Origin of the sequence: Streptomyces sp. NBC_00104 (assembly GCF_045160825.1) — a bacterium.
Taxonomy (GTDB): Bacteria; Actinomycetota; Actinomycetes; order Streptomycetales; family Streptomycetaceae; genus Streptomyces.
Genome location: NZ_CP108215.1, coordinates 4,593,510 through 4,616,052, shown reverse-complemented (window position 1 = coordinate 4,616,052; position 22,543 = coordinate 4,593,510). Strand labels below are relative to the sequence as shown.

Genomic DNA, 22,543 nt, shown 5'->3' with positions numbered 1-22,543 from the left:
GGGCCGCGCGCGTGATCAGGCGCCGCGCTTGAACTGCTGGTTGGTGCCGCTGCCACAGCCCCACTGGATGAGCTTGGCGCCGTCGGTGGTGGACTTGTCCAACACGTCGAGGCACTTGCCGCTGCGGCGTGAGACGAGGCGGAGCCAGCCGTCACCGGCGTCCTGGAGCTGCCACTGCTGGTTGCTGCCGGTGCCGCAGGTCCACTGGATGATCGGGTTGCCGTCGGCGGTGGAGTTGTTGGCCACGTCGAGGCACTTGCCGCTGTGCCGGGCGACGACCTGGACGTATCCGCTGCCCATGTCCTTGAACCACCATGCCTGGTTCATGCCGCCGTTGCAGGTGTACTGGGTGATCTGGGTGCCGTCGTCCAGGGACCTGCTGGGCACGTCGAGGCACTTGTTGCTGTGGCGGGCGGTGATCGTCTCCCAGGGTCCGCCGACGCCGTCGACCTTCCCGGCCGCGGTGTCGACGTTGATCTGCGCGAACCAGTCCATGGTCATCGTGGTGTCGGTCGGGAACTCCAGCGGCAGCCACACGTACTTGGACGCGTTCACGTTCTGGTTGAAGGAGTTGCCCCAGCGGTCACCCATGTAGAGGTACTCGGTGCCCGAGCTGCCCTGCACGGGAAGGACGAACGTGGTCTGCGAGCCGTACGCGGTGGCGTCTCCGACGTTCTGCAGGGCGCCCCAGGTGCCGGTGATGCTGGAGGCGGTCGCGTACATCTGCTGGTTGGGCCGCCAGCCGGTGGCGCCGGAGGTGAGCAGGAAGTAGACGCCGTTGCGCTTGAACAGGGCGGGAGCCTCGCGCAGTTGGCCGGGCCAGAGCAGCTGCACACGGGTTTCGACGGTGAGGTAGTCGGGGCTGAGGCGGTAGATGTGCAGGTCGCGGTTCTCGCGCGCGGCCGAGATCATGTAGCCGGTGCCGTCGTCGTCCGTGTAGACGGTGATGTCGCGGGACATGTGGCCCAGCGGGCGGAAGCTGCCCTGCCAGGTGTAGTCGCCGTCGACGGTGTCGGAGACGGCGACGGCGGCGCGGGCCTGGGTGTAGTCGGTGGCCAGCTCCTTGTGCATCCACATGACGAACTTGCCGGTGGACGCGTTGTACATGACCTTGGGGCGCTCGATGTTGGCCGAGGCGAGCTCCGGGTCGCTGGCCTGGGTCAGGACGTGGCGTCGGAACTCCCAGGTCTTCAGATCGGTCGAGCGGTACGCGGACACATACCGGAATGAGTTGTCCTCGTTGCGGTTCTCTCCGAACCAGTAGTAGTACGAGCCGACCTTGATGACGCCCCCGCCGTGCGCGTGCACGACGGCACCTGTGGTGTCCGTGAACTGGGTGGCGTTGGGGATGGTGACGGTGGCCGCGTGCGCGGTGCCCATCAGAAGGGTTTGCGGGAGGAGACCTATCAGCACGGCAAGCAGGAAGAGCCAGACACGACGCATCGGGGGTTCCATTCACGACAGGACAGCACGAGAACAACCAAAACCTGGCTGAAACCAACGTGCAGCATGAGAATGCTTGCGACAGATGCGTGTCAAGAGTGTGAACGTGTTGAATCGCGCGGATGTCATCCGGGCGCCGCAAAGTCCTGAATTATCCTGCCTGAACTGGCAAGTAGGTCGACCTGAGGCTGTGCGACGGGTCGAATACTCACGGAGGTCCGGTTCGCGGGATGTTTGGTCGAGTCGATTTCTGTTCGAAGTTTCGGCTCCCCGGCTTCGCGTTTCGGCCTCGCGTCCGGCATCCCCTGGGGTGAGCGGGTCCCGGCCGGCGATCCGTGAGTCGGCCGTCACGCCGGGGGACCGGCGACTGGGTGGCCGTGCGGGAGATCTCCTCCGGGTCCCGGGCGACCACGATCGCCGTCAGGTCTCCCGACGTACGCTGACCGACCATCTCCCGCACCTGGGGGCTACGGTGTTGAGCAGGGGAGACGGGGAACCCCACGCAGGACCGCGTGCGTGCACAGAACAGAGGAAAGGGGTGTCGCGTGGTGCGTCTGAGGGGTGGGGTCGCCGTCGTCGCTCTGGTGCTGGTCGCCGCGACCGGCTGCGAATTCGACAACACGGAGGGCTCGGCCGGACCGCGGGAGAGCCCCGGCGGGGGTGGCGGCGCCGCGTTCGCCGCCGCGGAGGCGCTGACCGTCAAGGGGCGGGCGCCCAAGACCGATTACGACCGCGGCGAGTTCGGCAGCCCCTGGGCCGACACGGACTCCAACAGCTGCGGCACCCGCGACGACATACTCAAGCGCGACCTGGACGACGTGAAGTTCCGGGCCGACGACTGCACGGTGGTCTCCGGGGTGCTCGACCCGGACCCGTACACCGGCGGTGACGTGCCGTACGTCCGGGGCCGCAGCAAGGTCGACGTGGACCACATCGTGGCCCTCTCCGACGCGTGGCAGAAAGGCGCCCAGCAGTGGGACGACAGCAAGCGCATAGCCCTGGCCAACGACCCGCTCAACCTCCTGGCGGTCGACTCCGGCACCAACCGCGGCAAGGGCGACGGTGACACGGCCACCTGGCTCCCGCCCAACAAGGCGTACCGCTGCACCTATGTGGCCGCCCAGGTCGCCGTGAAGACGAAGTACGACCTCTGGGTCACCTCCGCCGAACAGTCCGCCATGAAGCGCGTCCTGACCACCTGCCCCGACCAGAAACTGCCCACGGGCGGCAACCCGACCAAGGCCCCGGCCCGCTTCCACGCGGACTGAGGTGGTCGCGGTGCCGCCCGGCGGGAGGGTGCGTCAGCCGAAGTCCTTGTCCAGGTCGATGATCTTGCCCTTGGGGGCCTCGGCCGGGACGGGCTTGTTGTAGTCGGTCAAGGTGAGGTCGCTCGGCTCGTCGGCGGACTTGCTGACGACCCGCAGGAGGTACGGCTTGCCGTCGGTGGCCACGTACAGGGTGTAACGGTCCTTGCCGTCCTTCTCGTTGAGGACGATCGCGGGGGTGCCGTCGACCTTGGCGGCCTTGCCGCGCGTGGCGTCGGAGTTGACGTCCTTGAAGTCGGCGAGCACGGTGTCGAGGTCGCAGAAGCTCGCGATGTCCTTGGAGTCCTCGGCGGTCGCGGACGTCTTGGTCCACTTGCCGGCCAGCATGTCGACGAGCATGTCGGCCTCCTCCTTGGACGAGTCCTTCGACTGGGCCCGCACGAACGCCTCGTCGTACTTCATGTAGATGGTGTCGTCGACCTTGACCAGCTCGGCCTCGCCCTCGCCGTTCATGCTCAGCGTGCCGGCGCAGTCGCCTTTCTTGTTCATCGCTATGTCCATCTGGACCGTTTCCCCGGAGCTGTCCTCGCCCTCGCCCTTCATCCGGAGCGATTCGGCGTCCGAGGTGGCCTTCACGGCCTTGTTGGCGATCTCGCCGCCGGTCAGCCCGGCGAACGGGCCCTTCGGCTCGTCCTTGTCCCCGGGCAGGCAGCCGGTGAGCGAGAAGGTGGCCGCGGCGGCGATGCAGAGAGCGGCGAGTGCGGTGCGACGCATGGGAGTTCCCCCCTGGGAATCGGTGGTGAAGCGAGAAGTGAGCGGTGTCGTCGGGTGGTTGGTGAGCTGTGGCGTCAGTACGCGCGGGTGGCGAGTACGTCGCCCCAGGAGTCGTGAACCGTGCCGCTGTCACGCGCGCCGTGCTTCCGGTGGAGCAGACCGACCGCCGCCGCGTTCGGCGCGAGCTGGGTTTTCATCCCCATGGCCGTGTTCCTCCCCCGGTGTGTGACAGCGCAGCCGACGTGTGACCACCCGGATCGGGCGGTCCGTCGTTCGATGGGTCAATGACAGCAGAGCTTGTGAACCGAGTCAACACAGTTCACAAAGTCGAGCGTGTACACGGCGTGTATGGGTAGATCTTGCGTGCGTCGGTATGCTCGACGTCACACCACCAGGTACGAGGGGAGCCGGGCGCGTGCAGGGGAACGGGACAGAGGTCACGGCCGCGGACATCGCGCGGCTCGCCGGGGTGGGTCGCGCCGCCGTCAGCAACTGGCGGCGACGGCACGCCGACTTCCCCAAACCGGTCGGCGGCACCGAGACCAGCCCGGCCTTTTCGCTCGCCGAGGTCGAGGAGTGGCTGCGCAACCAGGGCAAGCTCGCCGAGGTGCCCCTGAAGGAACGCGTCTGGCAGCAGGTCACCGGCCACCCGGAGGGCCCCGTGACCGCCCTGGTGCACGCGGGCTGCGCGCTGCTCTACCTCCACGACCGGCCCCTGGCCTGGCTGGAGTTGAGTGCCTGCCCCGACGACGGGCAACTCGCCCGGATTCTGCCCGAGCCGCTCTGGCACGTCCTCACCCCGCGCTTCGGCCTGGTCCGTGAGCCGGCCGTGCCGCACCCGACCCCCGCCGAGTTCCTGCCCTCGATCCCGCTGCTGCGCGGCGCCACCGAGCTCGCGGCCGACCTGGGCGCGCGCCAGACCTTCGAGTTCCTGCTCGCCCGGCACCTCGACGCCAACCCGCGCCAGTACACGCTCACTCCGGGCGAGCTCGCCGAGCTGATGGCCGAACTCGCCGGGCCCGCGCGCTCGGTGCTCGACCCGGCCTGCGGCACCGGCGCCCTCCTGCGCGCCGTCGCCCCGCGGTCCGGCCAGGAGCTGTACGGCCAGGACAGCTCCAGCGACCTGGCCGCCCTCACCGCGCTCCGCCTCGCCCTGCGCGGCAAGAGCACCATCCGCACCGCCCCGGGCGACAGCCTCCGCGCGGACGCGTACGAGCACCTCAGGGCCGAGGCCGTCCTGTGCCACCCGCCGTTCAACGAGCGCAACTGGGGCCACGACGAACTCGCCTACGACCCGCGCTGGGAGTACGGCTTCCCGGCCCGTACGGAATCCGAACTCGCCTGGGTGCAGCACGCGCTGGCCCGCCTGGAGGACGGCGGCACCGCCGTGCTGCTGATGCCGCCGGCCGTCGCGAGCCGCCGCTCGGGGCGCCGTATCCGCGCCGACCTGCTGCGCCGGGGCGCCCTGCGCGCCGTGATCGCGCTGCCGGTGGGCGCGGCACCGCCGTACAACATCCCGCTGCACCTGTGGGTGCTGCGCAGGCCCGGTAAGGCGCCCGTGCCACCGGAGTTGCTGCTCGTCGACACCGGGCGGCTCGTGCCCGAGGGACGGAGCGGGGTGGACTGGACGGCGGTGCGCACCGCCGTGCTCGACGCCTGGCGGCCCTTCGACCGGGCGGGCGAGGTGACGGAACAGCCGGGGCTCAGCCGTTCGGTGCCGGTCATCGACCTGCTCGACGACGACGTGGACCTGGCCCCCGCCCGGCATCTGCCGCCCCCGGCCGCGGGCGGCGGCGCCGAGGAGCTGACCGCCGTACGCGAACGCCTCGGCGAGACCCTGCGGCTGACCGCCGACCTCGCGCCCCCGGTCGCCGACGGGGTGGAGACCGCGCGCTGGCCCCTCACGACGGTCGGCGAACTCGCGCGCGGGGGAGCCCTCGTGCTGCGCACGGGCGGGAGCGGCCCCCACGCGCGCGTGCTCACCGATCACGACGTCCTGGCCGGCACGGCCCCCTCGGGAACCCTGCCGGAGACCGGTGAGGACCCCGTGCTCGTGGAGCCCGGCGACGTCGTCGTCCCCGTCCTGGGCGGCGGCGGGGTCGCCCGGGTGATCGACGAGGAGACCGCCGGCGCAGCCCTCGGCCGCAACCTCACGCTGCTGCGCCCCGACCCGGCCGCGCTCGACGCGTGGTTCGTCGCCGGCTTCCTGCGCGGCACCGCCAACAGTCGCCAGGCCAGCAGCTACGCCTCCACCGCGACCCGCCTCGACGTACGCCGCCTCCAGTTGCCCCGGCTTCCCCTGGACCAGCAACGCCGCTACGGCGAACGGTTCCGCGCCCTGGCCGCCTTCGAGGCCGCCCTCCGCCAGGCGGGCCGCCTCGGCGAACGCCTGGTGCGCGGCATGTACGACGGACTGACGGACGGTACGGTCGCCCCGGACTGAGGCGGCGGACCTCGTGGTCAGGGCGGCCCGGCACCGCCAACTCCCTCCACGATCCCGTCTACCGGACGGAACCGCTCCGCCTCGGGCGGCGTGACCAGCACTGCGGTACTACAACGGTTGTCCACAACCCTGGACGTCATGTCGTGATCGACCGATACCCTCGGGACGACATCGCAACTCGCTCTCACCAGGCCCTCAGGAGCAGCCATGCACGGCCACGGCTACGCGCCGACACCGCCCCCCGGCCCCGATCAAGGGGGCCAGGTCACACTCCGTGTGATCTTCGTGGTGGTCGCGGTCATGAGCTGTGGCCTGCTCGCCTGGGCGTGCCTGCTGCGGCTCGCCTCGGTGACCCGCAGGACCCTGGACTGGTGGCTGTTCGCCCTCGCGGTCGTCCACATCGTCGCGACGCTGTACATCATCGGCACCGACCCGGGCGAGGAAGAGTTCACCACCTGGCGCGGCGACGTCGGCATGTCGATGCTGTTCGGCGGCCTGATCGCGATCGTCGCGTACTACCTGGCCGCGGACATACGCCACTCCAGCCGCTCCCGGACGGCCCCGCCGTCGCCGTACGCCCAGACCACGGGGTACGCGCAGCAGACCGGGTACAGCTACCCGCCGGTCCAGGTCCCGCAGCCCTACACCCCGGCCCCGCCGCTCCCGCAGCCGCCCGTTCAGCACCAGCCCCCGCAGCCCCCGCAGCATGCGCAGCCGCAGCCCGGGCCGGAGCCGCAGCGCCCCGGGCCCGCCCGCATAGACCAGGTGCGCGCCGAGCTCGACGAGCTCAGTGACTATCTGCGCAACCACGAAGGAGACCGGTGATCCAGGGGCAGGGGACCGGACGCCTGATCACCGGCCGCTACGAACTGTCCACGCTCATCGGCCAGGGCGGCATGGGACAGGTGTGGACGGCGTACGACCAGCGCCTCGACCGGCGCGTGGCGGTCAAGCTGCTGCGCCCGGACAAGGTCGCGGGCCAGGAGGCCGACGAGCTGCGCCGCCGCTTCGTGCGCGAGTGCCGCGTCACGGCCCAGGTCGACCACCCCGGCCTGGTGACCGTGCACGACGCCGGCAGCGAGGGCGAGGAGCTGTTCCTCGTCATGCAGTACGTCGACGGGGCCGACCTCGCCGACCACCTCGCCGAGCACGACCCGTACCCGTGGCAGTGGACCGTCTCGGTCGCCGCCCAGCTGTGCGCCGTGCTGTCCGCCGTGCACGCGGTACCGATCATCCACCGCGACCTCAAGCCGCGGAACGTCATGGTCAAGCAGGACGGCACCGTCACCGTCCTCGACCTCGGCGTCGCCTCCGTCATGGACACCGACACCACCCGCCTGACCCACACCGGTTCGCCCATCGGCAGCCCCGCCTACATGGCCCCCGAACAGGCCATGGGCGGCGCGGTCGGCCCGTACACCGACCTGTACGCCCTCGGTGTGCTGATCCACGAACTGCTCAGCGGGAACGTCCCGTTCACGGGCTCCACGGCCCTCGGCGTCCTGCACCGCCACCTCTACGAGCCGCCGGTCCCCGTCCGCCGACTGCGCCCCGAGGTGCCCGAGAACCTGGAGGCCCTGGTCCTCCGGCTGCTCTCCAAGGACCCGCAGCACCGCCCGTCCTCCGCGCAGGAGACGTACGAGCAGCTCCTCCCGCTCCTCCCCGCGCGCGGTATGCCCACCGGCTCCCCGCTCGACCCCACGCGCCCCTTCCTGCGTCCGCACGCCCCCTGGCCGGACCGGGCCCGCATACCCGCGCCGCAGCCGTCGGCCGCGCCCGACCCCGCGCCCGCGGCCGACAAGCCCGACGTGGCCGGCGCCGTGGACGAGGTCAAGCGGCTCCTCGGCGAGGGCCGCATCACCCAGGCCGTCGACATCCTCGGCGCGATCCTCCCGGCCGCCGCCGCCCAGCACGGTGAGCACTCACCGGTCGTCCGCACCCTGCGCAAGCAGTACGCGGCCACCCTCATGGACGACGGCCAGTACCGCCGCGCCCTGCCCGAGCTGCGCCGCCTCGCCGACGAGCGCGCCACCGAGGCCGGCCAGGCCGACACCCAGGCGCTGCGCTTCCGCTACGACTCCGCCCAGTGCCTCGAACAACTCGGCGAACCGGCCGCGGCCCTCGCCGAGTACCGCTCGCTGCTGCCGTACTACGAGAACCAGTACGTCGGCGGCGACCCCGAACTCTCCCTCGACGTCCGCCGCCGCATAGGCCACCTGCTCCTCGCCCTCGGCGACCGCGGCGCCGCCCACGAGACCCTCGGCCGCCTGCTGCTCGATGTGGAACGGCTGCGGGGGCCGGGCCATCCGCTGGCGGGCGAGGTCCGGCGCACGCTGCAGTGGCTGGGGCAGGTGCGCGGCTGACACGGGCGGCCGATCCTGGCCATGGTGGGACAAAAGGTGCGACGGTCGCCGCCCGGCGCCGCGCGTGGGCCGGTGGTGGCTCGGTCCCGGTACGACGGTGCCCGAAGTCGGCGTGAATCGTTGGTCGAATGGCTGGCCGAGAGCAGGGCCACTGCCTACCATCGATCACCGCAAGACTTTGTGCACCGCCGCACAATCTCCTCGGGAGGCCCACTTGCACCGCCGCCGTCGCACCGCGCTCCTCCTCTCCGCCGCGATCACCGCCGCGGCCCCGCTCCTCACCGCCTGCGGAAGTGACGCGCATCCCGGCGCGGCGGCCGTCGTCGGGGCCGACCGGATCACGGTCGCGCAACTGGAGAACCGGGTGAACGAAGTGCGCGCCGCCCAGCGCGCCGCCATCACGGACGCGGACCAGTACCAGCAGGTCGTCGCCCAGAGCGGCGCCCTGACCCGCAACACCCTGAACGGCATGGTCCTGGAGAAGGTCCTCGACCAGGCGCTCGACGACGCCGGCGTGACCGTCACCCGCAAGGAAGTCCAGCAGTACCGTTCCGACCTGGAAAAGGAGGCCGGTGGCGCCGAGGCCCTGGAGGCGGCCTACCTCCAGCGCTACAGCGTCGCCCCCGAACAGCTGGAGGAGAGCCTCAGCAGCGACGTCGAGGTCCAGAAACTCTCCACCGCCCTCGGCGCCGACCTCAACACCCAGGAGGGCGGCACGGTCTTCTGGCAGGCCCTCTCCGAGGCCTCCAAGAAACTCGACGTGGACCTCAATCCGCGCTACGGCAGCTGGGGCGTCGACCCGACGTCCGGCCGGGTCGGCCTGCTGGACGCCAAGACACCGTGGCTGAAGGACGTCACCGCGGCGGGGACACGGGAGTCGGCGTAGCCGGCGGGCCGGTGCGCTGATCCGGTACTCGGGGCACCGGCCCACGGCAGGGCGCGGCAGAGCAGGGCCGCGGCAGAGAAGGGTGCGGCAGGGCAGGGTGCGGCAGGGCACAGCCTGTGGATAACTTCGGGGGTCGTCCGTGACGTGCGTTACGTTCGTGGGGTGAACGCACACCGCCCCGACGGCGCCCCCGCCACCCCGGCCCCCGAGACCGGCCCCGGCCGAGTCGTCCTGCTCACCACCAGCCACCGCGTCGCCCCCGGCCTGCTCTCCTGGCCGGCCTGGCAGGCGCTGCACGGGGCGGACCGCGTCCTCTGCGCGGACGAGGCGCACCCCCAGCTTCCCTACCTCCGCGAGGCCGGCATCACGGTCGAGCGGGCGACGCCGACGGCGGAGGAACTGGTCGACGCCTGCGCCGACGACCGCACGGTGGTCGTGGTGGCCACCGCCGAGGGCGAACCCCACCTCACCGACGGCCTCGCCCGCCTCGCCGGCTCCGGCCGGGTCCGGATGCCGTCCCTGGAGCTCCTCCCCGCCTCCTATGACCTCCCCGGCGCCCGCCTCCTCGACCTCGTCCAGGTCATGGACCGCATCCGCGCCGAATGCCCCTGGTCCTCCCAGCAGACCCACAAGGGCCTCGCCAAGTACGGCATCGAGGAAGCGTACGAACTCGTCGAAGCCATCGAGGAGGGCGACCGCGACGAACTCCGAGAGGAGCTGGGCGACGTCCTCCTCCAGGTCGTCTTCCACGCCCGCATCGCCGAGGACGACCCCGACACCCCCTTCTCCATCGACGACGTGGCCGCCGGCATCATCACCAAACTCATCCACCGCCACCCCCACGTCTTCGGCGACGCGACGGCCACGACCCCGGAAGAGGTCAAGGCACACTGGCTCCGCACGAAGGCCGTGGAGAAACAACGCGAGTCGGTGACCGACGGCATCCCCCTGGGCCAGCCCGGCCTCGCCCTCGCCTCGAAGCTGGCGTCACGGGTGCGCGCGACGAACCTGGACGTTCCCCTCCCGGCCGGCGAGGGCCCCGGCTACGAACTGCTGGCGATGGCAGTGCGAGCCGAGGCGGCCGGAGTCGACCCCGAGGCGGCGCTGCGCGCCGCGGCCCGGGTGTACCGGGACGCGGTACGGGCTGCTGAGGGGCTGCACGCTTAGTACCGTTGTCCTTACGGGTGGTCGCGACGCGTGGGGGCTTGTGTGGGACGGGAGTCGGACGACAGGACCGGGGGCGAGCGCTCCGTGGAGGCCGGCGGAAGCGGCTCCGTCGCCGCCGGCGGCGACATCACCAACGCGATCACGGGCGGGACCTTCACCGCACCCGTCATCCAGGCCCGCACCAGCGGCGACACCCTGACGGGATCTCAGTACACCGGTGACCACGTCGACTTCCGTGACGCCACGTTCAACGACCGGGTCACCGCCGCGGAGCACCACTACTACGCCCACATCCCCGCCCCCGCGGACTGGCGGCCGGTGACCGACGCCGAACCGCTGGAGTTCGGCGTACGGCTCACCCAGCACGTACCCGGCCAGCCCGACGTACCGCCGTACGTCCCCCGCGACTGTGACGAGGAACTGCGCGCCAAGCTCGCACACCGTGGTCTCGTACTGATCCTGGGGGAGCCGTACACGGGCAAGTCGTACACCGCGTGGCACGGGGTGCGGGGTCTGGCGGGCCACCGGCTGTACGCGCCGGACCCCGGCGAGGACCTGCGCGGGTTGCTCGCCGCGCTGAAGGGCGAGCCCGGCCAGTACATCGTCTGGCTCGACGAGTTGACCGACCACCTCGGCGAAGACGGCCTGGACCCGAGGATGTTGGCGCGGCTCACCGGCCTGGGCGCGGTCCTGCTCGGCACGATGAGTCCCGACGAGTACTACCGCCGCCGCTCCGGCGACACCCCCGGCGACCGCGCCATAGCCATGGCCCGCACGGTGGACCTGCCCCGCCGGTGGAGCGAGGCCGAGCTGGAGCGCCTGGCGGCCCACGACGACCCGCGCGCCTACCCGGCGTACATGTGGAGCGGCGAGGAGGGCGCGGCGTCGTACTTCGCGGTCGGGCACCTGCTGTTCGACGAGTGGCGGCGTGAGGGGACACGGACGAGCCACCCGCGCGGGCAGTTGCTGGTCCGGGCGGCGGTGGACCTGGCGCGGTGCGGAGTCACGGGTGCCGTACCGGTCGAGCTGCTGCGACGGGTCCAGGAGCAGTACGGGGACGAGGAGCGTGAGTCGTTCGAGGACGCCCTCGCCTGGGCGACGACGTCGATGTTCGGGGTCGCGGGGCTGCTCGTGGCGGGGGAGGAGACCGACACCTGGCGGGCGTACGGGGCACTGGTCGCGGAGGCGCTGAGGTCGGAGGACCTGGACACGGTCCCGGACGGCGTGTGGTGGCTGCTGCTCGACGCGACGGAGGACGGAGCGCCGATCGACCGCGCCGCCGTGCTCGACGCGGCCCGCGCGGCGTTGCACCGGCGGTTCGAGGCGGGGGACGCGGAGCTGATGTTCGCCTTCGCCGACCGCGTCGGTGGCGAGGAGCACGAGACCCTGTTGCGCGGAGCGGCCGACGCGGGCCACGCCCGCGCGGCCGAGGACTGGGCGGCGCGGCTGCTGGACACCGGGGACGAGATGACCGCGCTTCGGTACCTGCACGCCGCGGCGGAGAGCGGCAGCGTCACGGCGGCGCGCGAGGTCGGTCGGCTTCACCGGGCCCATGCCGAGCGATGGTTGCGTGTCGCGGCCGAGAGCGGTGACGGCAGGGCGGCACACGAGTTGGGCAAGCTGCTGGTCGGCAGCGGAGGCACGATCGAGGCTCTTCGCTGGTACGTCAAGGCGTTCGATGCCGGTCATGAGGCGGTGGCCGCCAGCCTCGGCACGCTGATGATGAACTGGAACCGACCTCAGGACGCCGAGTTCTGGCTCCGTCGCGGTGCCGCCCTGGGGGACCCGCTGGCGGTGTTCAACCTTGCGATCCTTCTGGATCATTGGACGAACCATGACGAGGAAGTGGAGCAGCTCCTGCGCAGATTACTGGCGGAGGGCTACTCCGTGGCGCCCCAGGCACTGGGCAGCTTCCTCCACAGATCCGGATCCCATGAGGAGGCGGAGGCCGTCCTCACCCAGGCCGCCCTGCGAGGCAGCGGCGAGGCCGCGTTCCTGCTGGGTGCCTTCTTCCTGCAGGCCGGTGCAGGAGACGAAGCCACGGTGTGGTTCCGCAGAGCCGCACAGCAAGGTCATTACGACGCCAAGATGCAGCTGGGTGAACTGCCGTCACCCCCATCGGACCCGCCCGCTACCGTCGACGAGTGACCAACCAGCCCGCACCCACCCCCACCGGCACCCCCCAGGGGACCGGCGCCGCTCCCGCCCTCTTCACCTGGGAGTTCGCCACCAACCCCTACCCGGCGTACGCCTGGCTCCGAGACCACGCCCCCGTTCACCGGACGCGTCTGCCCAGTGGTGTGGAGGCCTGGCTGGTCACCCGTTACGCCGACGCGAAGCAGGCTCTCGCCGACGGGCGTCTGTCCAAGAACCCGGCGCATCACGACGAGCCCGCGCACGCCAGGGGGAAGACCGGCATTCCCGGGGAGCGCAAGGCCGAGTTGATGACGCATCTCCTCAACATCGATCCGCCGGACCACACCCGGCTCCGCCGCCTCGTCTCCAAGGCCTTCACGCCCCGCCGGGTCGCCGAATTCGCCCCCCGGGTCCAGGAGCTGACCGATCAGCTCATCGACCGGTTCGCGGACAAGGGCGAAGCCGACCTCATCCACGAGTTCGCGTTCCCCCTCCCCATCTACGCGATCTGCGACCTGCTCGGCGTCCCCCGGGAGGACCAGGACGACTTCAGGGACTGGGCGGGGATGATGATCCGGCACGGCGGTGGGCCGAGGGGAGGGGTGGCCCGGTCGGTCAAGAAGATGCGCGGCTATCTCGCCGACCTCATCCACCGCAAGCGGGAGGCCCTCACCGAGCACCCCGCCCCCGGCGAGGACCTCATCTCCGGGCTCATCCGCTCCTCCGACCACGGTGAGCACCTCACCGAGAACGAGGCCGCGGCGATGGCGTTCATCCTGCTGTTCGCCGGGTTCGAGACGACCGTCAACCTCATCGGGAACGGCATGTACGCCCTCCTCACCCATCCCGACCAGCGCACCCGCCTCCAGGACTCCCTCGCCGCGCGGGAGACCGCGCTGCTCGAAACCGGCGTCGAGGAACTCCTCCGCTACGACGGCCCCGTCGAACTCGCCACCTGGCGCTTCGCGACCCAACCCCTCACCCTCGGCGGGCAGGACATCGCCCCCGGCGACCCCGTCCTCGTCGTCCTCGCGGCGGCCGACCGCGACCCGGCCCGCTTCGACGACCCCGACACCCTCGATCTCTCCCGCCGGGACAACCAGCACCTCGGCTACGGCCACGGCATCCACTACTGCCTCGGCGCCCCCCTCGCCCGCCTCGAAGGGCAGACGGCGCTGGCCACGCTCCTCACCCGCCTCCCCGACCTGCGACTGGCGGGGGATTCTGCCGATTTGAGGTGGCGAGGAGGGCTCATCATGCGCGGATTGCGCACGCTTCCGGTCGAATTCACCCCGCGGGAGCGGCCGGTGACCGGGTTGGTGAGCAACCCGTAGTCGTACCCGGGCGGGCCGTAGCCATACCCCATTCCGTGTCAGAAGATGACACTCCCTCAAGTCTGTGATCTTCACGTGATCTACGCTGCATTAACTTGTGACAACTGATCGACTGCGGCTACGTTCACACGTCAGTGCGAAGAGGTCACCACGCCCGTCGCACAGGCCACTGCTGTCGCGTGAAAGGCAACCGCATGCTCTCCGGGAACGGTCGTCACCGTCGCCCCCGTCAGGCTCCGGCCCTCCTCGTCGCGGCGGGAGTGACCGGCTCGGCCATCGCGATTCCACTCCTCGGCGCCACCGGCGCGAGCGCGGCCGGCGGAACCACCTGGGACCAGGTGGCGGAGTGCGAGAGCGGTGGCTCCTGGAGCGCGGACACCGGGAACGGACGCTACGGCGGCCTTCAGCTCACCCAGGCGAACTGGGAGAAGTACGGCGGTCTGGAGTACGCGGCGACCGCCGACCAGGCCAGCCGTTCGCAGCAGATAGCCGTCGCCGAGAAGGTGCTCGCCGGCCAGGGCGTCGGCGTCTGGGCCACCTGTGGACTCCTCCACAACCTCGGAGGCGACTCCGGTTCCGCCGACGTGGACACGGGCGTCGCGGACGACTCCTCGGACTCTGAGGATTCGTCCAGTTCGTCAGGTTCATCCGATACATCGGATTCGTCCGCCTCGACGGACGCGGCCAAGTCGGGCAAGTCGGCCGACTCGACCGACTCCACCGGACCGACGGACTCCACCGGCTCCAGCGGCTCCCGCGGGCCGAGCGAATCGTCCGAATCGTCGGGATCGTCCGCCGATGTCTTCGAGGGTTCCACCAAGGCCAGAACCGGCACCGACTCGGACGACTCCGCCGGCTCCGGCAGCGCAGACTCGGACAAGTCGGGTCAGAGCGACAGCTCTTCGGCTGCGGACGACAGTGAGGGTGGCACCGGCCGTCATCGCGGCGCCAGTGCCGACGAGGACGTCGACGCGGACACCGAGGCCGGCACGGACGCGGCCGACGGCTCCCGCACCGACTCCGCGTCCTCCGGCCGTCACGCCTCCCGTGATGGCGACGCGGCGCGTGAGGTCGTCGACGGCGCGTACACCGTCCAGGCGGGCGACAGCCTGACGGGCATCGTGAACTCGCTCGGCCTGGGCGGCGGGTGGCGGGAGCTGTACGCCGAGAACGAGGCCACGGTCGGAACTGACCCGGACCTTATCCTTCCCGGTCAGACCCTCGAAGTCGGTGTCGAAACGGGCGAAAAGTAGCGGCAGTTCAGGTCACGGTTCGCCCCTGAATGCCCGTTTTGATCTCCGTGGGAGATGAATCACAGACCCCCTGATCGTCTTTGAAATCCGGCGAATCACGTGTCTACGGTCGTGACCGCTCGCCACAGCGGGCCCCTGCGGTCGGTACGCCGAATCCTGCCAACGGCCGCATGGAACAGTCGTCGCGTCAAGCGCCGTAGGCAGGAGCGGGGGACCCAAGGTAAGTGCCGGGTCCGGTGGTTGCGGCCCTTCGGGGGCGCACGTCCGGAACCGGCTCGGGGTGAAGCCGCGCCATGTGAGCCGAAAGGCGAGCGGGCGCGGCCGGGCAACTCAACCGGCCCGAACCCGACAGCTCACCTCGCAGGCGTCGGTGAGGGGATCACTCCATGCTGTTTTCCAGCAAGGGCAAGCACCGCCGTCCGTCCAAGGCGGCTCGCGCCATCGCCGTCGCCGGTGTCACCGGTGCCGCCGCCATCGCCGCTCCGCTGATGGTCGCCGGCAGCGCCTCCGCCGCCACCGCCTCCGAGTGGGACACCGTCGCCCAGTGCGAGTCCGGCGGGAACTGGTCCATCAACACCGGTAACGGCTACTACGGCGGTCTGCAGTTCTCCGCCTCCACCTGGGCCGCCTACGGCGGTACGCAGTACGCCTCCACCGCCGACCAGGCGAGCAAGGCCCAGCAGATCGCGATCGCCGAGAAGGTCCTCGCGGGCCAGGGCAAGGGTGCCTGGCCCGTCTGCGGCACCGGCCTGTCCAGCGCCTCGTACGACGGCGCCGCCGCCTCCAGCGGCAACTCGGACTCCGGTTCCTCCTCGCAGGAGAGCACCCAGAAGAGCACCGAGAAGAGCAGCCAGGAGACCCGCGCCTCCCGCTCCTCCGAGCGTGCCACCGTCGAGACCCCGACCGGCAAGAAGGTCGAGAAGGGCGACGGCGAGTACAAGGTCGTCAGCGGCGACACCCTCAGCGCCATCGCCGAGAAGAAGAACGTCAAGGGTGGCTGGGAGAAGCTCTTCGAGCTGAACAAGGACATCATCGACGACGCCGACTTCATCTACCCGGGCCAGCAGCTCCACCTGAGCTGACCCACGGCGATCGCGACGGCCGCCGACCGCCTGCCATCCCCACGGCCGCCCCCACGGCCGGGCAGGCGGGGCGGGGCGGGTTCGGCCGGGCCGAAAATCGAGCCGCTCTCCAGCTGAACCACAGCCCGCTCACATCCGTGTCCTCCATAGTGAAGACCTCGTGAGGGCCGTCCCCCCGTCCCCACGGGCTCCCCGCCCCGGTGCGCATTCCCCCGTACGCACCGGGGCGGGGCTTTTTCATGCCCGTCTTCCTCGCCACTCCCTCTCTCCTCTCCCTCTCCTCTTCCTCGCCTCTCCCTCTTTCTGTTCACTTTCTCGCCCACCCCCCTTTGTTCCGACCTGAAACAATGGGTACGGTCTGTCTGTCCACGGGACGGTCGGTCGGCTGCCGACGGCCCGGGGGCGGTTAGGCTCTAGTCGCAAGGCCCAAGCGGCCCCGCACAACCAGCGTCACATCCCATGAAGGAGATGCTCGTGCCGTCCATCGACGTCGTCGTAGCCCGGGAAATCCTCGACTCGCGAGGCAACCCCACCGTCGAGGTCGAGGTCGGCCTCGACGACGGCAGCACCGGTCGTGCCGCCGTCCCGTCCGGCGCCTCCACGGGTGCCTTCGAAGCCATCGAGCTCCGTGACGGCGACCCCAACCGCTACCTCGGCAAGGGTGTCGAGAAGGCCGTCCTCGCCGTGATCGAGCAGATCGGCCCGGAGCTCGTCGGCTACGACGCCACCGAGCAGCGCCTGATCGACCAGGCGATGTTCGACCTGGACGCCACCGACAACAAGGGCTCCCTCGGCGCCAACGCCATCCTCGGCGTCTCCCTCGCCGTCGCCCACGCCGCCTCCGAGGCCAGCGACCTGCCGCTCTTCCGCTACCTGGGCGGCCCGAACGCGCACCTGCTGCCCGTTCCGATGATGAACATCCTGAACGGCGGCTCGCACGCCGACTCCAACGTGGACATCCAGGAGTTCATGATCGCCCCCATCGGCGCGGAGTCCTTCTCCGAGGCCCTGCGCTGGGGCGCCGAGGTCTACCACACCCTCAAGAAGGTGCTGAAGACCAAGGGCCTGTCCACCGGCCTCGGCGACGAGGGCGGCTTCGCCCCGAACCTGGAGTCCAACCGCGCCGCGCTCGACCTCATCCTCGAGGCCATCAAGCAGGCCGGTTACGTACCCGGCGAGCAGATCGCGCTCGCGCTCGACGTCGCCGCGTCCGAGTTCTACAAGGACGGCAAGTACGAGTTCGAGGGCAAGTCCCGCTCGGCCGCCGAGATGACCGAGTACTACGAGGAGCTCGTCTCCGCGTACCCGCTCGTCTCCATCGAGGACCCGCTGTACGAGGACGACTGGGCCGGCTGGAACACCATCACCGAGAAGATCGGTGACAAGGTCCAGATCGTCGGTGACGACCTGTTCGTCACCAACCCCGAGCGCCTGGCCCGTGGCATCGAGGAGGGCTCCGCGAACGCCCTGCTCGTCAAGGTGAACCAGATCGGTTCGCTGACCGAGACCCTGGACGCCGTCGAGATGGCCCAGCGCAACGGCTTCAAGTGCATGATGTCCCACCGCTCCGGCGAGACCGAGGACGTCACCATCGCCGACCTCGCCGTCGCGGTGAACTGCGGTCAGATCAAGACCGGCGCCCCGGCCCGCTCGGACCGCGTCGCCAAGTACAACCAGCTGCTGCGCATCGAGGAGATCCTCGACGACGCCGCGGTGTACGCCGGCCGCTCCGCCTTCCCCCGCTTCAAGGGCTGAGCCTTCCCCCACGTCCGCTCCGCGGACCACGGGCACAGCGAGGGCTGAGCCGTTGAGGGCCAAGCCTGAGCCAGTCGTACGTACGTCCCCGTACCGGTCCCGTACCGTGTGCGGGGACGTACGCGCGTGGGAGACACGCAGGACGCACTGAAGAAGGGGAAGCGGGACATGGCCGTGAAGGACCGGGACCGGGACCGTTTCTCCACCGCGACCCGGCTGAAGGTGCTCGGTGAGCAGACGGCCGCCCGGGTCTACCGCTCCCAGACCAAGCGCCAGGCCCGCCGTTCCCGGCTGACCGGCCGGGCCGCACTGCTCGCCCTCGTCCTCTGCTCGATGATCGTGGCGCTCGCCTATCCCATAAGGCAGTACGTCTCCCAGCGCGCCGAGATCGCCGACATGCAGCGGCAGCGCCAGGAGGCGCGCGAGCGGGTCGAGGAGTTGCGCGACCTCAAGGCGCGCTGGCAGGACGACGCGTACGCCGAGCAGCGCATCCGGGAGCGGCTGCACTATGTGATGCCGGGCGAGACCGGCTACACCATGATCGACCCGGACGCGGCGAAGCAGTCCCGTACGACCCAGGGGGCGGCCGACCGCCCCTGGTACACCAATGTCTGGGACGGGGTCGACAAGGCCGACGCCGCCGACAGCTGAACGGCCACCCCGTGACCGTGAACCGATGAGCCACACCGAGGACTTGAGTAGCAGGTTATGCAGACCCCTCCGCCGCCCACCCCGCGTACCGAGCCGACCGACGCCGACGTCGAGGCCTTCCAGCAGCAGTTGGGCCGCCCGCCGCGCGGGCTGCGCGCGATCGCGCACCGCTGCCCGTGCGGGCAGCCGGACGTCGTCGAGACGGCGCCGCGCCTGCCGGACGGAACGCCCTTCCCCACGACGTACTACCTGACGTGCCCGCGCGCGGCCTCCGCGATCGGCACGCTGGAGGCGAACGGCGTGATGAAGGAGATGACGGAGCGGCTGGCGACGGACCCCGAGCTGGCCGCCGCGTACCGGGCCGCGCACGAGGACTACATCGCCCGCCGCGACGAGATCGAGGTCCTTCAGGGCTTCCCGAGCGCGGGCGGCATGCCGGACCGCGTGAAGTGCCTGCACGTCCTCGTCGGACACTCGCTGGCGGCCGGGCCCGGCGTCAACCCGCTGGGCGACGAGGCCATCGAGATGCTGCCGGAGTGGTGGGCGAAGGGCCCGTGCGTGGTGCCCGCGTCCGAGCCCTCGAAGGATGCCGACAAGTCGAAGGATGCCGACAAGTCGAAGGATGCCGACAAGTCGAAGGATGCCGACAAGTCGAAGGATGCCGACAAGTCGAAGGATGCCGACAAGTCGAAGGATGCCGACAAGTCGAAGGATGCCGACAAGTCGAAGGATGCCGACAAGTCGAAGGATGCCGACAAGTCGAAGGATGCCGACAAGTCGAAGGATGCCGACAAGTCGAGGGAAGACGACGCGTCGAAGGAGGACGACCAGTGACCCGTGTCGCCGCCGTCGACTGCGGTACGAACTCCATCCGGCTCCTCGTCGCCGACGCCGACCCCGCCACCGGTGAACTCGTCGAGCTGGACCGGCGGATGATCATCGTCCGGCTCGGCCAGGGCGTCGACCGCACGGGCCGGCTGGCCCCCGAGGCGCTGGAGCGGACCTTCGCGGCCTGCCGGGAGTACGCGGCGGTCATCAAGGAGCTCGGCGCCGAGCGGGTCCGCTTCGTCGCCACCTCCGCCTCCCGTGACGCCGAGAACCGGGACGAGTTCGTCCGTGGGGTGTTCGACATCCTCGGCGTCGAGCCGGAGGTGATCTCCGGCGACCGGGAGGCCGAGTTCTCCTTCACCGGCGCGACCAAGGAACTGATGGGGCGCGCCGACCTCGCCCGGCCGTATCTGGTCGTGGACATCGGCGGCGGCTCCACCGAGTTCGTCGTCGGCGACGACCGGGTGCGCGGCGCCCGCTCCGTGGACATCGGCTGTGTACGGCTGACCGAGCGGCACCTGGTACGGGACGGCGTGGTCGTCGACCCGCCCGAGCCGGAGCAGATCGCCGCGATCCGGGCCGACATCGAGGCCGCGCTGGACCTCGCCGAGCGGGACGTCCCGCTGCGCGAGGCGCACACCCTCGTCGGGCTCGCCGGTTCGGTGACGACCCTGTCCGCGATCTCCCAGGATCTGCCCGCCTACGACTCGGTCGCCATCCACCACTCCCGGATCTCCCACGACCGCGTCCGCGAGATCACCGAGTGGCTGCTGCGGTCGAAGCACGCCGAGCGGGAGGCGGTGCCGTCGATGCACCCCGGGCGCGTGGACGTGATCGCCGCGGGCGCCCTGGTCCTCCTCGCCATCATGGAGCGGATCGGCGCACCGGAGGTTGTGGTGAGCGAACACGACATTCTGGACGGAATCGCCTGGTCCGTGGCCTGAGGGCCGGCTCGGTCCCGGGCGGGTTTCGGGGCTCTCCCGGCCGCCCGGCGGCGCTTGTGAGCACGTGTTCACTACTCGCCGGTAGCCTCGCTTGAGCTGTTCGGATAACGTATGAGCGCGTCCGAGGGGTGCTCCGGTACCCCTCGTCGACCTCCCGCCGAGAAACTTCGTGAAGTTCTTCACAAGAGAATCGGCCCAGTTGAGCGATGTTTTGAGGCTCCGCAGAGCCTTCGGGGGTCCGAAGGGGTCAACCGGGGGTCGCCGAGGGCGTTTCGCGGGGGTCTCGTCCGTGTGAAAACGGGGGCCGGTCCGGGGTGTCCACAGGGGGTCCGTGAGGCCGGAACGGCAGTTCACGCGGCCTTGACAACGACGCGCCGTACAGGGGGGTTCCCGCCTCGGGCCATGACCTGGGTCACGGGGGCCGCGCAGTGTAGCAGAGGGCGTGGGGAAGCTTGTGAAGGGGCGCACGAGCGACCCCCGGATGGCGGGTACATACTCGATGGCATGAGCACCACGGAGCGTCCCAGGATCCTCGTAGTAGGCGGTGGGTACGTAGGCCTGTACGCAGCTCGGCGCATCCTCAAGAAGATGCGCTACGGCGAGGCGACCGTCACGGTCGTCGACCCCCGGTCGTACATGACCTACCAGCCCTTCCTCCCCGAAGCCGCCGCCGGCAGCATCTCCCCCCGGCACGTCGTCGTCCCGCTGCGACGCGTGCTGCCGAAGGCGGAGGTCCTCACCGGTCGGGTCACCACCATCGACCAGGACCGCAAGGTCGCCACGATCGCCCCGCTGGTCGGCGAGGCGTACGAGCTGCCTTTCGACTACCTGGTGATCGCGCTCGGCGCGGTCTCCCGCACCTTCCCGATCCCCGGCCTCGCCGAACAGGGCATCGGTATGAAGGGCATCGAGGAGGCCATCGGCCTGCGCAACCACGTGCTTGAGCAGCTCGACAAGGCCGACTCCACGACCGACGAGGACGTCCGCCGCAAGGCGTTGACCTTCGTCTTCGTGGGTGGTGGCTTCGCCGGCGCCGAGACCATCGGCGAGGTCGAGGACATGGCGCGCGACGCCGCGAAGTACTACAAGAACGTGTCCCGCGAGGACATGCGCTTCGTGCTCGTCGACGCCGCCGACAAGATCCTCCCCGAGGTCGGCCCGAAGCTCGGCAGTTACGGCAAGGAGCACCTGGAGGGCCGTGGGGTCGAGGTCTACCTCAACACCTCCATGGACTCCTGCGTCGACGGTCACGTCGTGCTGAAGAACGGCCTGGAGGTCGACTCCAACACGATCGTCTGGACCGCCGGCGTCAAGCCGAACCCGGTCCTCTCCCGCTACGGCCTCCCGCTCGGCCCCCGTGGCCACGTGGACGCCCAGCCGACCCTCCAGGTCACCGGCACCGACTACATCTGGGCCGCGGGCGACAACGCCCAGGTCCCGGATGTCGCCGCCCGCAAGGCCGGCGTCGAGAACGCCTGGTGCCCGCCGAACGCGCAGCACGCGCTGCGCCAGGCCCGGGTCCTCGGCGACAACGTGGTCTCCGGCATGCGGGGCTTCCCGCAGAAGGAGTACGCGCACTCCAACAAGGGTGCGGTGGCGGGCCTCGGCCTCCACAAGGGTGTCGCGATGATCGTCATGGGCAAGATGAAGATCAAGCTCAAGGGCCGTCTCGCCTGGTACATGCACCGTGGCTACCACGGTCTGGCCATGCCGACCTGGAACCGCAAGATCCGTGTCTTCGCCGACTGGACCCTCGCGATGTTCCTCAAGCGCGAGGTCGTCTCCCTCGGTGCCATCGAGACTCCCCGCGAGGAGTTCTACGAGGCCGCCAAGCCGGCGCCGGTCGCTGCGGCTCCGGCCAAGACCAAGACCGAGGAGAAGGCCAAGGCCTCCTGACCCCTCCCGGTCACCCTCCGCCCGACCCGAAGGACCTCCCGCCATCCGTGGTGCGGGGGGTCCTTCGGCGTTCCCGAGACTCTTGGGTCCGTGACGCGGGAGAGCTCGGTGCGGTGCGGTGCGGTGCGGTGCGGTGCGTCGGCGGGTGCGGGTGCGTCGTGGTTGCTCGCGCAGTTCCCCGCGCCCCTGAAAAGCAGGGGCTGCGCCCCGTGCTTTTCAGCCCGCAGGGCCTGATCTTTCAGGGGCGCGGGGAACTGCGCGAGGAGCCCCACCGGACCCGCGGCCGGACAACACACCTCACAGCGGGACTACGGCAGACCCCC

17 protein-coding genes, 1 pseudogene and 1 riboswitch are annotated in these 22,543 nt (G+C 70.4%); of the genes and pseudogenes, 15 read left to right on the top strand and 3 right to left on the bottom strand.

The features are described from left to right. Window positions 1-15 precede the first annotated feature (15 nt). Window positions 16-1,443 (bottom strand): RICIN domain-containing protein, encoded by a 1,428-nt coding sequence (locus tag OG272_RS20160; RefSeq protein ID WP_405894295.1) that lies wholly within the window; start codon window positions 1,441-1,443, stop codon window positions 16-18. 545 nt (window positions 1,444-1,988) lie between these two features. Between OG272_RS20160 and OG272_RS20155 the strand changes: the two genes are divergently transcribed. Beyond that, window positions 1,989-2,711 (top strand): HNH endonuclease family protein, encoded by a 723-nt coding sequence (locus OG272_RS20155; RefSeq protein WP_326582270.1) that lies wholly within the window; start codon window positions 1,989-1,991, stop codon window positions 2,709-2,711. Between the two features lie 33 nt (window positions 2,712-2,744). On the opposite strand, the gene OG272_RS20150 is transcribed toward OG272_RS20155, so the two are convergent. Further along, window positions 2,745-3,482 (bottom strand): hypothetical protein, encoded by a 738-nt coding sequence (locus OG272_RS20150; protein WP_327729363.1) that lies wholly within the window; start codon window positions 3,480-3,482, stop codon window positions 2,745-2,747. A gap of 74 nt (window positions 3,483-3,556) precedes the next feature. Further along, on the bottom strand, window positions 3,557-3,685 hold the full coding sequence (locus OG272_RS20145) for a hypothetical protein (protein WP_326582272.1): 129 nt from the start codon (window positions 3,683-3,685) through the stop codon (window positions 3,557-3,559). Window positions 3,686-3,897: 212 nt separating this feature from the next. Here OG272_RS20145 and OG272_RS20140 point away from each other — a divergent pair, with 212 nt between their 5' ends. The 14 genes and pseudogenes from OG272_RS20140 to OG272_RS20075 all read left to right on the top strand — a co-directional run bounded on the left by OG272_RS20140 (window position 3,898) and on the right by OG272_RS20075 (window position 22,220). Next, a complete protein-coding gene (locus OG272_RS20140; protein WP_405894292.1) occupies window positions 3,898-5,925 on the top strand; it encodes an N-6 DNA methylase in 2,028 nt (675 codons plus the stop codon). A gap of 207 nt (window positions 5,926-6,132) precedes the next feature. After that, window positions 6,133-6,750 (top strand): hypothetical protein, encoded by a 618-nt coding sequence (locus OG272_RS20135; protein WP_327729365.1) that lies wholly within the window; start codon window positions 6,133-6,135, stop codon window positions 6,748-6,750. Between the two features lie 44 nt (window positions 6,751-6,794). Continuing rightward, window positions 6,795-8,288: a protein kinase domain-containing protein gene (locus tag OG272_RS20130; protein ID WP_326585790.1), complete on the top strand. Its 1,494-nt coding sequence runs from the start codon at window positions 6,795-6,797 to the stop codon at window positions 8,286-8,288. 214 nt (window positions 8,289-8,502) lie between these two features. Beyond that, complete coding sequence (locus OG272_RS20125; protein ID WP_327729366.1) at window positions 8,503-9,174, top strand: SurA N-terminal domain-containing protein; 672 nt, start codon at window positions 8,503-8,505, stop codon at window positions 9,172-9,174. Between the two features lie 162 nt (window positions 9,175-9,336). Continuing rightward, window positions 9,337-10,341: a nucleoside triphosphate pyrophosphohydrolase gene (locus OG272_RS20120; protein ID WP_328223248.1), complete on the top strand. Its 1,005-nt coding sequence runs from the start codon at window positions 9,337-9,339 to the stop codon at window positions 10,339-10,341. Window positions 10,342-10,383: 42 nt separating this feature from the next. Further along, window positions 10,384-12,489, top strand: a complete 2,106-nt coding sequence (locus OG272_RS20115; RefSeq protein ID WP_405894290.1) for a tetratricopeptide repeat protein — start codon at window positions 10,384-10,386, stop codon at window positions 12,487-12,489. Beyond that, window positions 12,486-13,811, top strand: coding sequence for a cytochrome P450 (locus tag OG272_RS20110; RefSeq protein ID WP_405894288.1), 1,326 nt, complete (start codon window positions 12,486-12,488; stop codon window positions 13,809-13,811). The genes OG272_RS20115 and OG272_RS20110 overlap by 4 nt, the downstream gene beginning before the upstream one ends. Window positions 13,812-14,005: 194 nt before the next feature. Then, window positions 14,006-15,064, top strand: coding sequence for a transglycosylase family protein (locus OG272_RS20105; RefSeq protein WP_326582279.1), 1,059 nt, complete (start codon window positions 14,006-14,008; stop codon window positions 15,062-15,064). A 182-nt stretch (window positions 15,065-15,246) separates the two neighbouring features. Next, a riboswitch (cyclic di-AMP (ydaO/yuaA leader) is annotated at window positions 15,247-15,446 on the top strand. A 4-nt stretch (window positions 15,447-15,450) separates the two neighbouring features. Then, window positions 15,451-16,146, top strand: coding sequence for a transglycosylase family protein (locus OG272_RS20100; RefSeq protein WP_326582280.1), 696 nt, complete (start codon window positions 15,451-15,453; stop codon window positions 16,144-16,146). Between the two features lie 474 nt (window positions 16,147-16,620). Further along, a complete protein-coding gene (gene eno / locus OG272_RS20095) occupies window positions 16,621-17,901 on the top strand; it encodes a phosphopyruvate hydratase (RefSeq protein WP_327732230.1) in 1,281 nt (426 codons plus the stop codon). Between the two features lie 168 nt (window positions 17,902-18,069). Beyond that, window positions 18,070-18,552 carry a septum formation initiator family protein gene (locus tag OG272_RS20090; protein ID WP_326585792.1) on the top strand — a complete coding sequence of 161 codons (483 nt, stop codon included), beginning with the start codon at window positions 18,070-18,072 and terminating at the stop codon, window positions 18,550-18,552. Window positions 18,553-18,609: 57 nt separating this feature from the next. After that, window positions 18,610-19,131: pseudogene (locus OG272_RS20085) on the top strand (DUF501 domain-containing protein); the annotation flags it as partial. Window positions 19,132-19,382: 251 nt separating this feature from the next. Next, window positions 19,383-20,324: a Ppx/GppA phosphatase family protein gene (locus OG272_RS20080; protein ID WP_326582282.1), complete on the top strand. Its 942-nt coding sequence runs from the start codon at window positions 19,383-19,385 to the stop codon at window positions 20,322-20,324. A 504-nt stretch (window positions 20,325-20,828) separates the two neighbouring features. After that, a complete protein-coding gene (locus tag OG272_RS20075; RefSeq protein ID WP_326582283.1) occupies window positions 20,829-22,220 on the top strand; it encodes an NAD(P)/FAD-dependent oxidoreductase in 1,392 nt (463 codons plus the stop codon). Window positions 22,221-22,543: the final 323 nt, after the last annotated feature.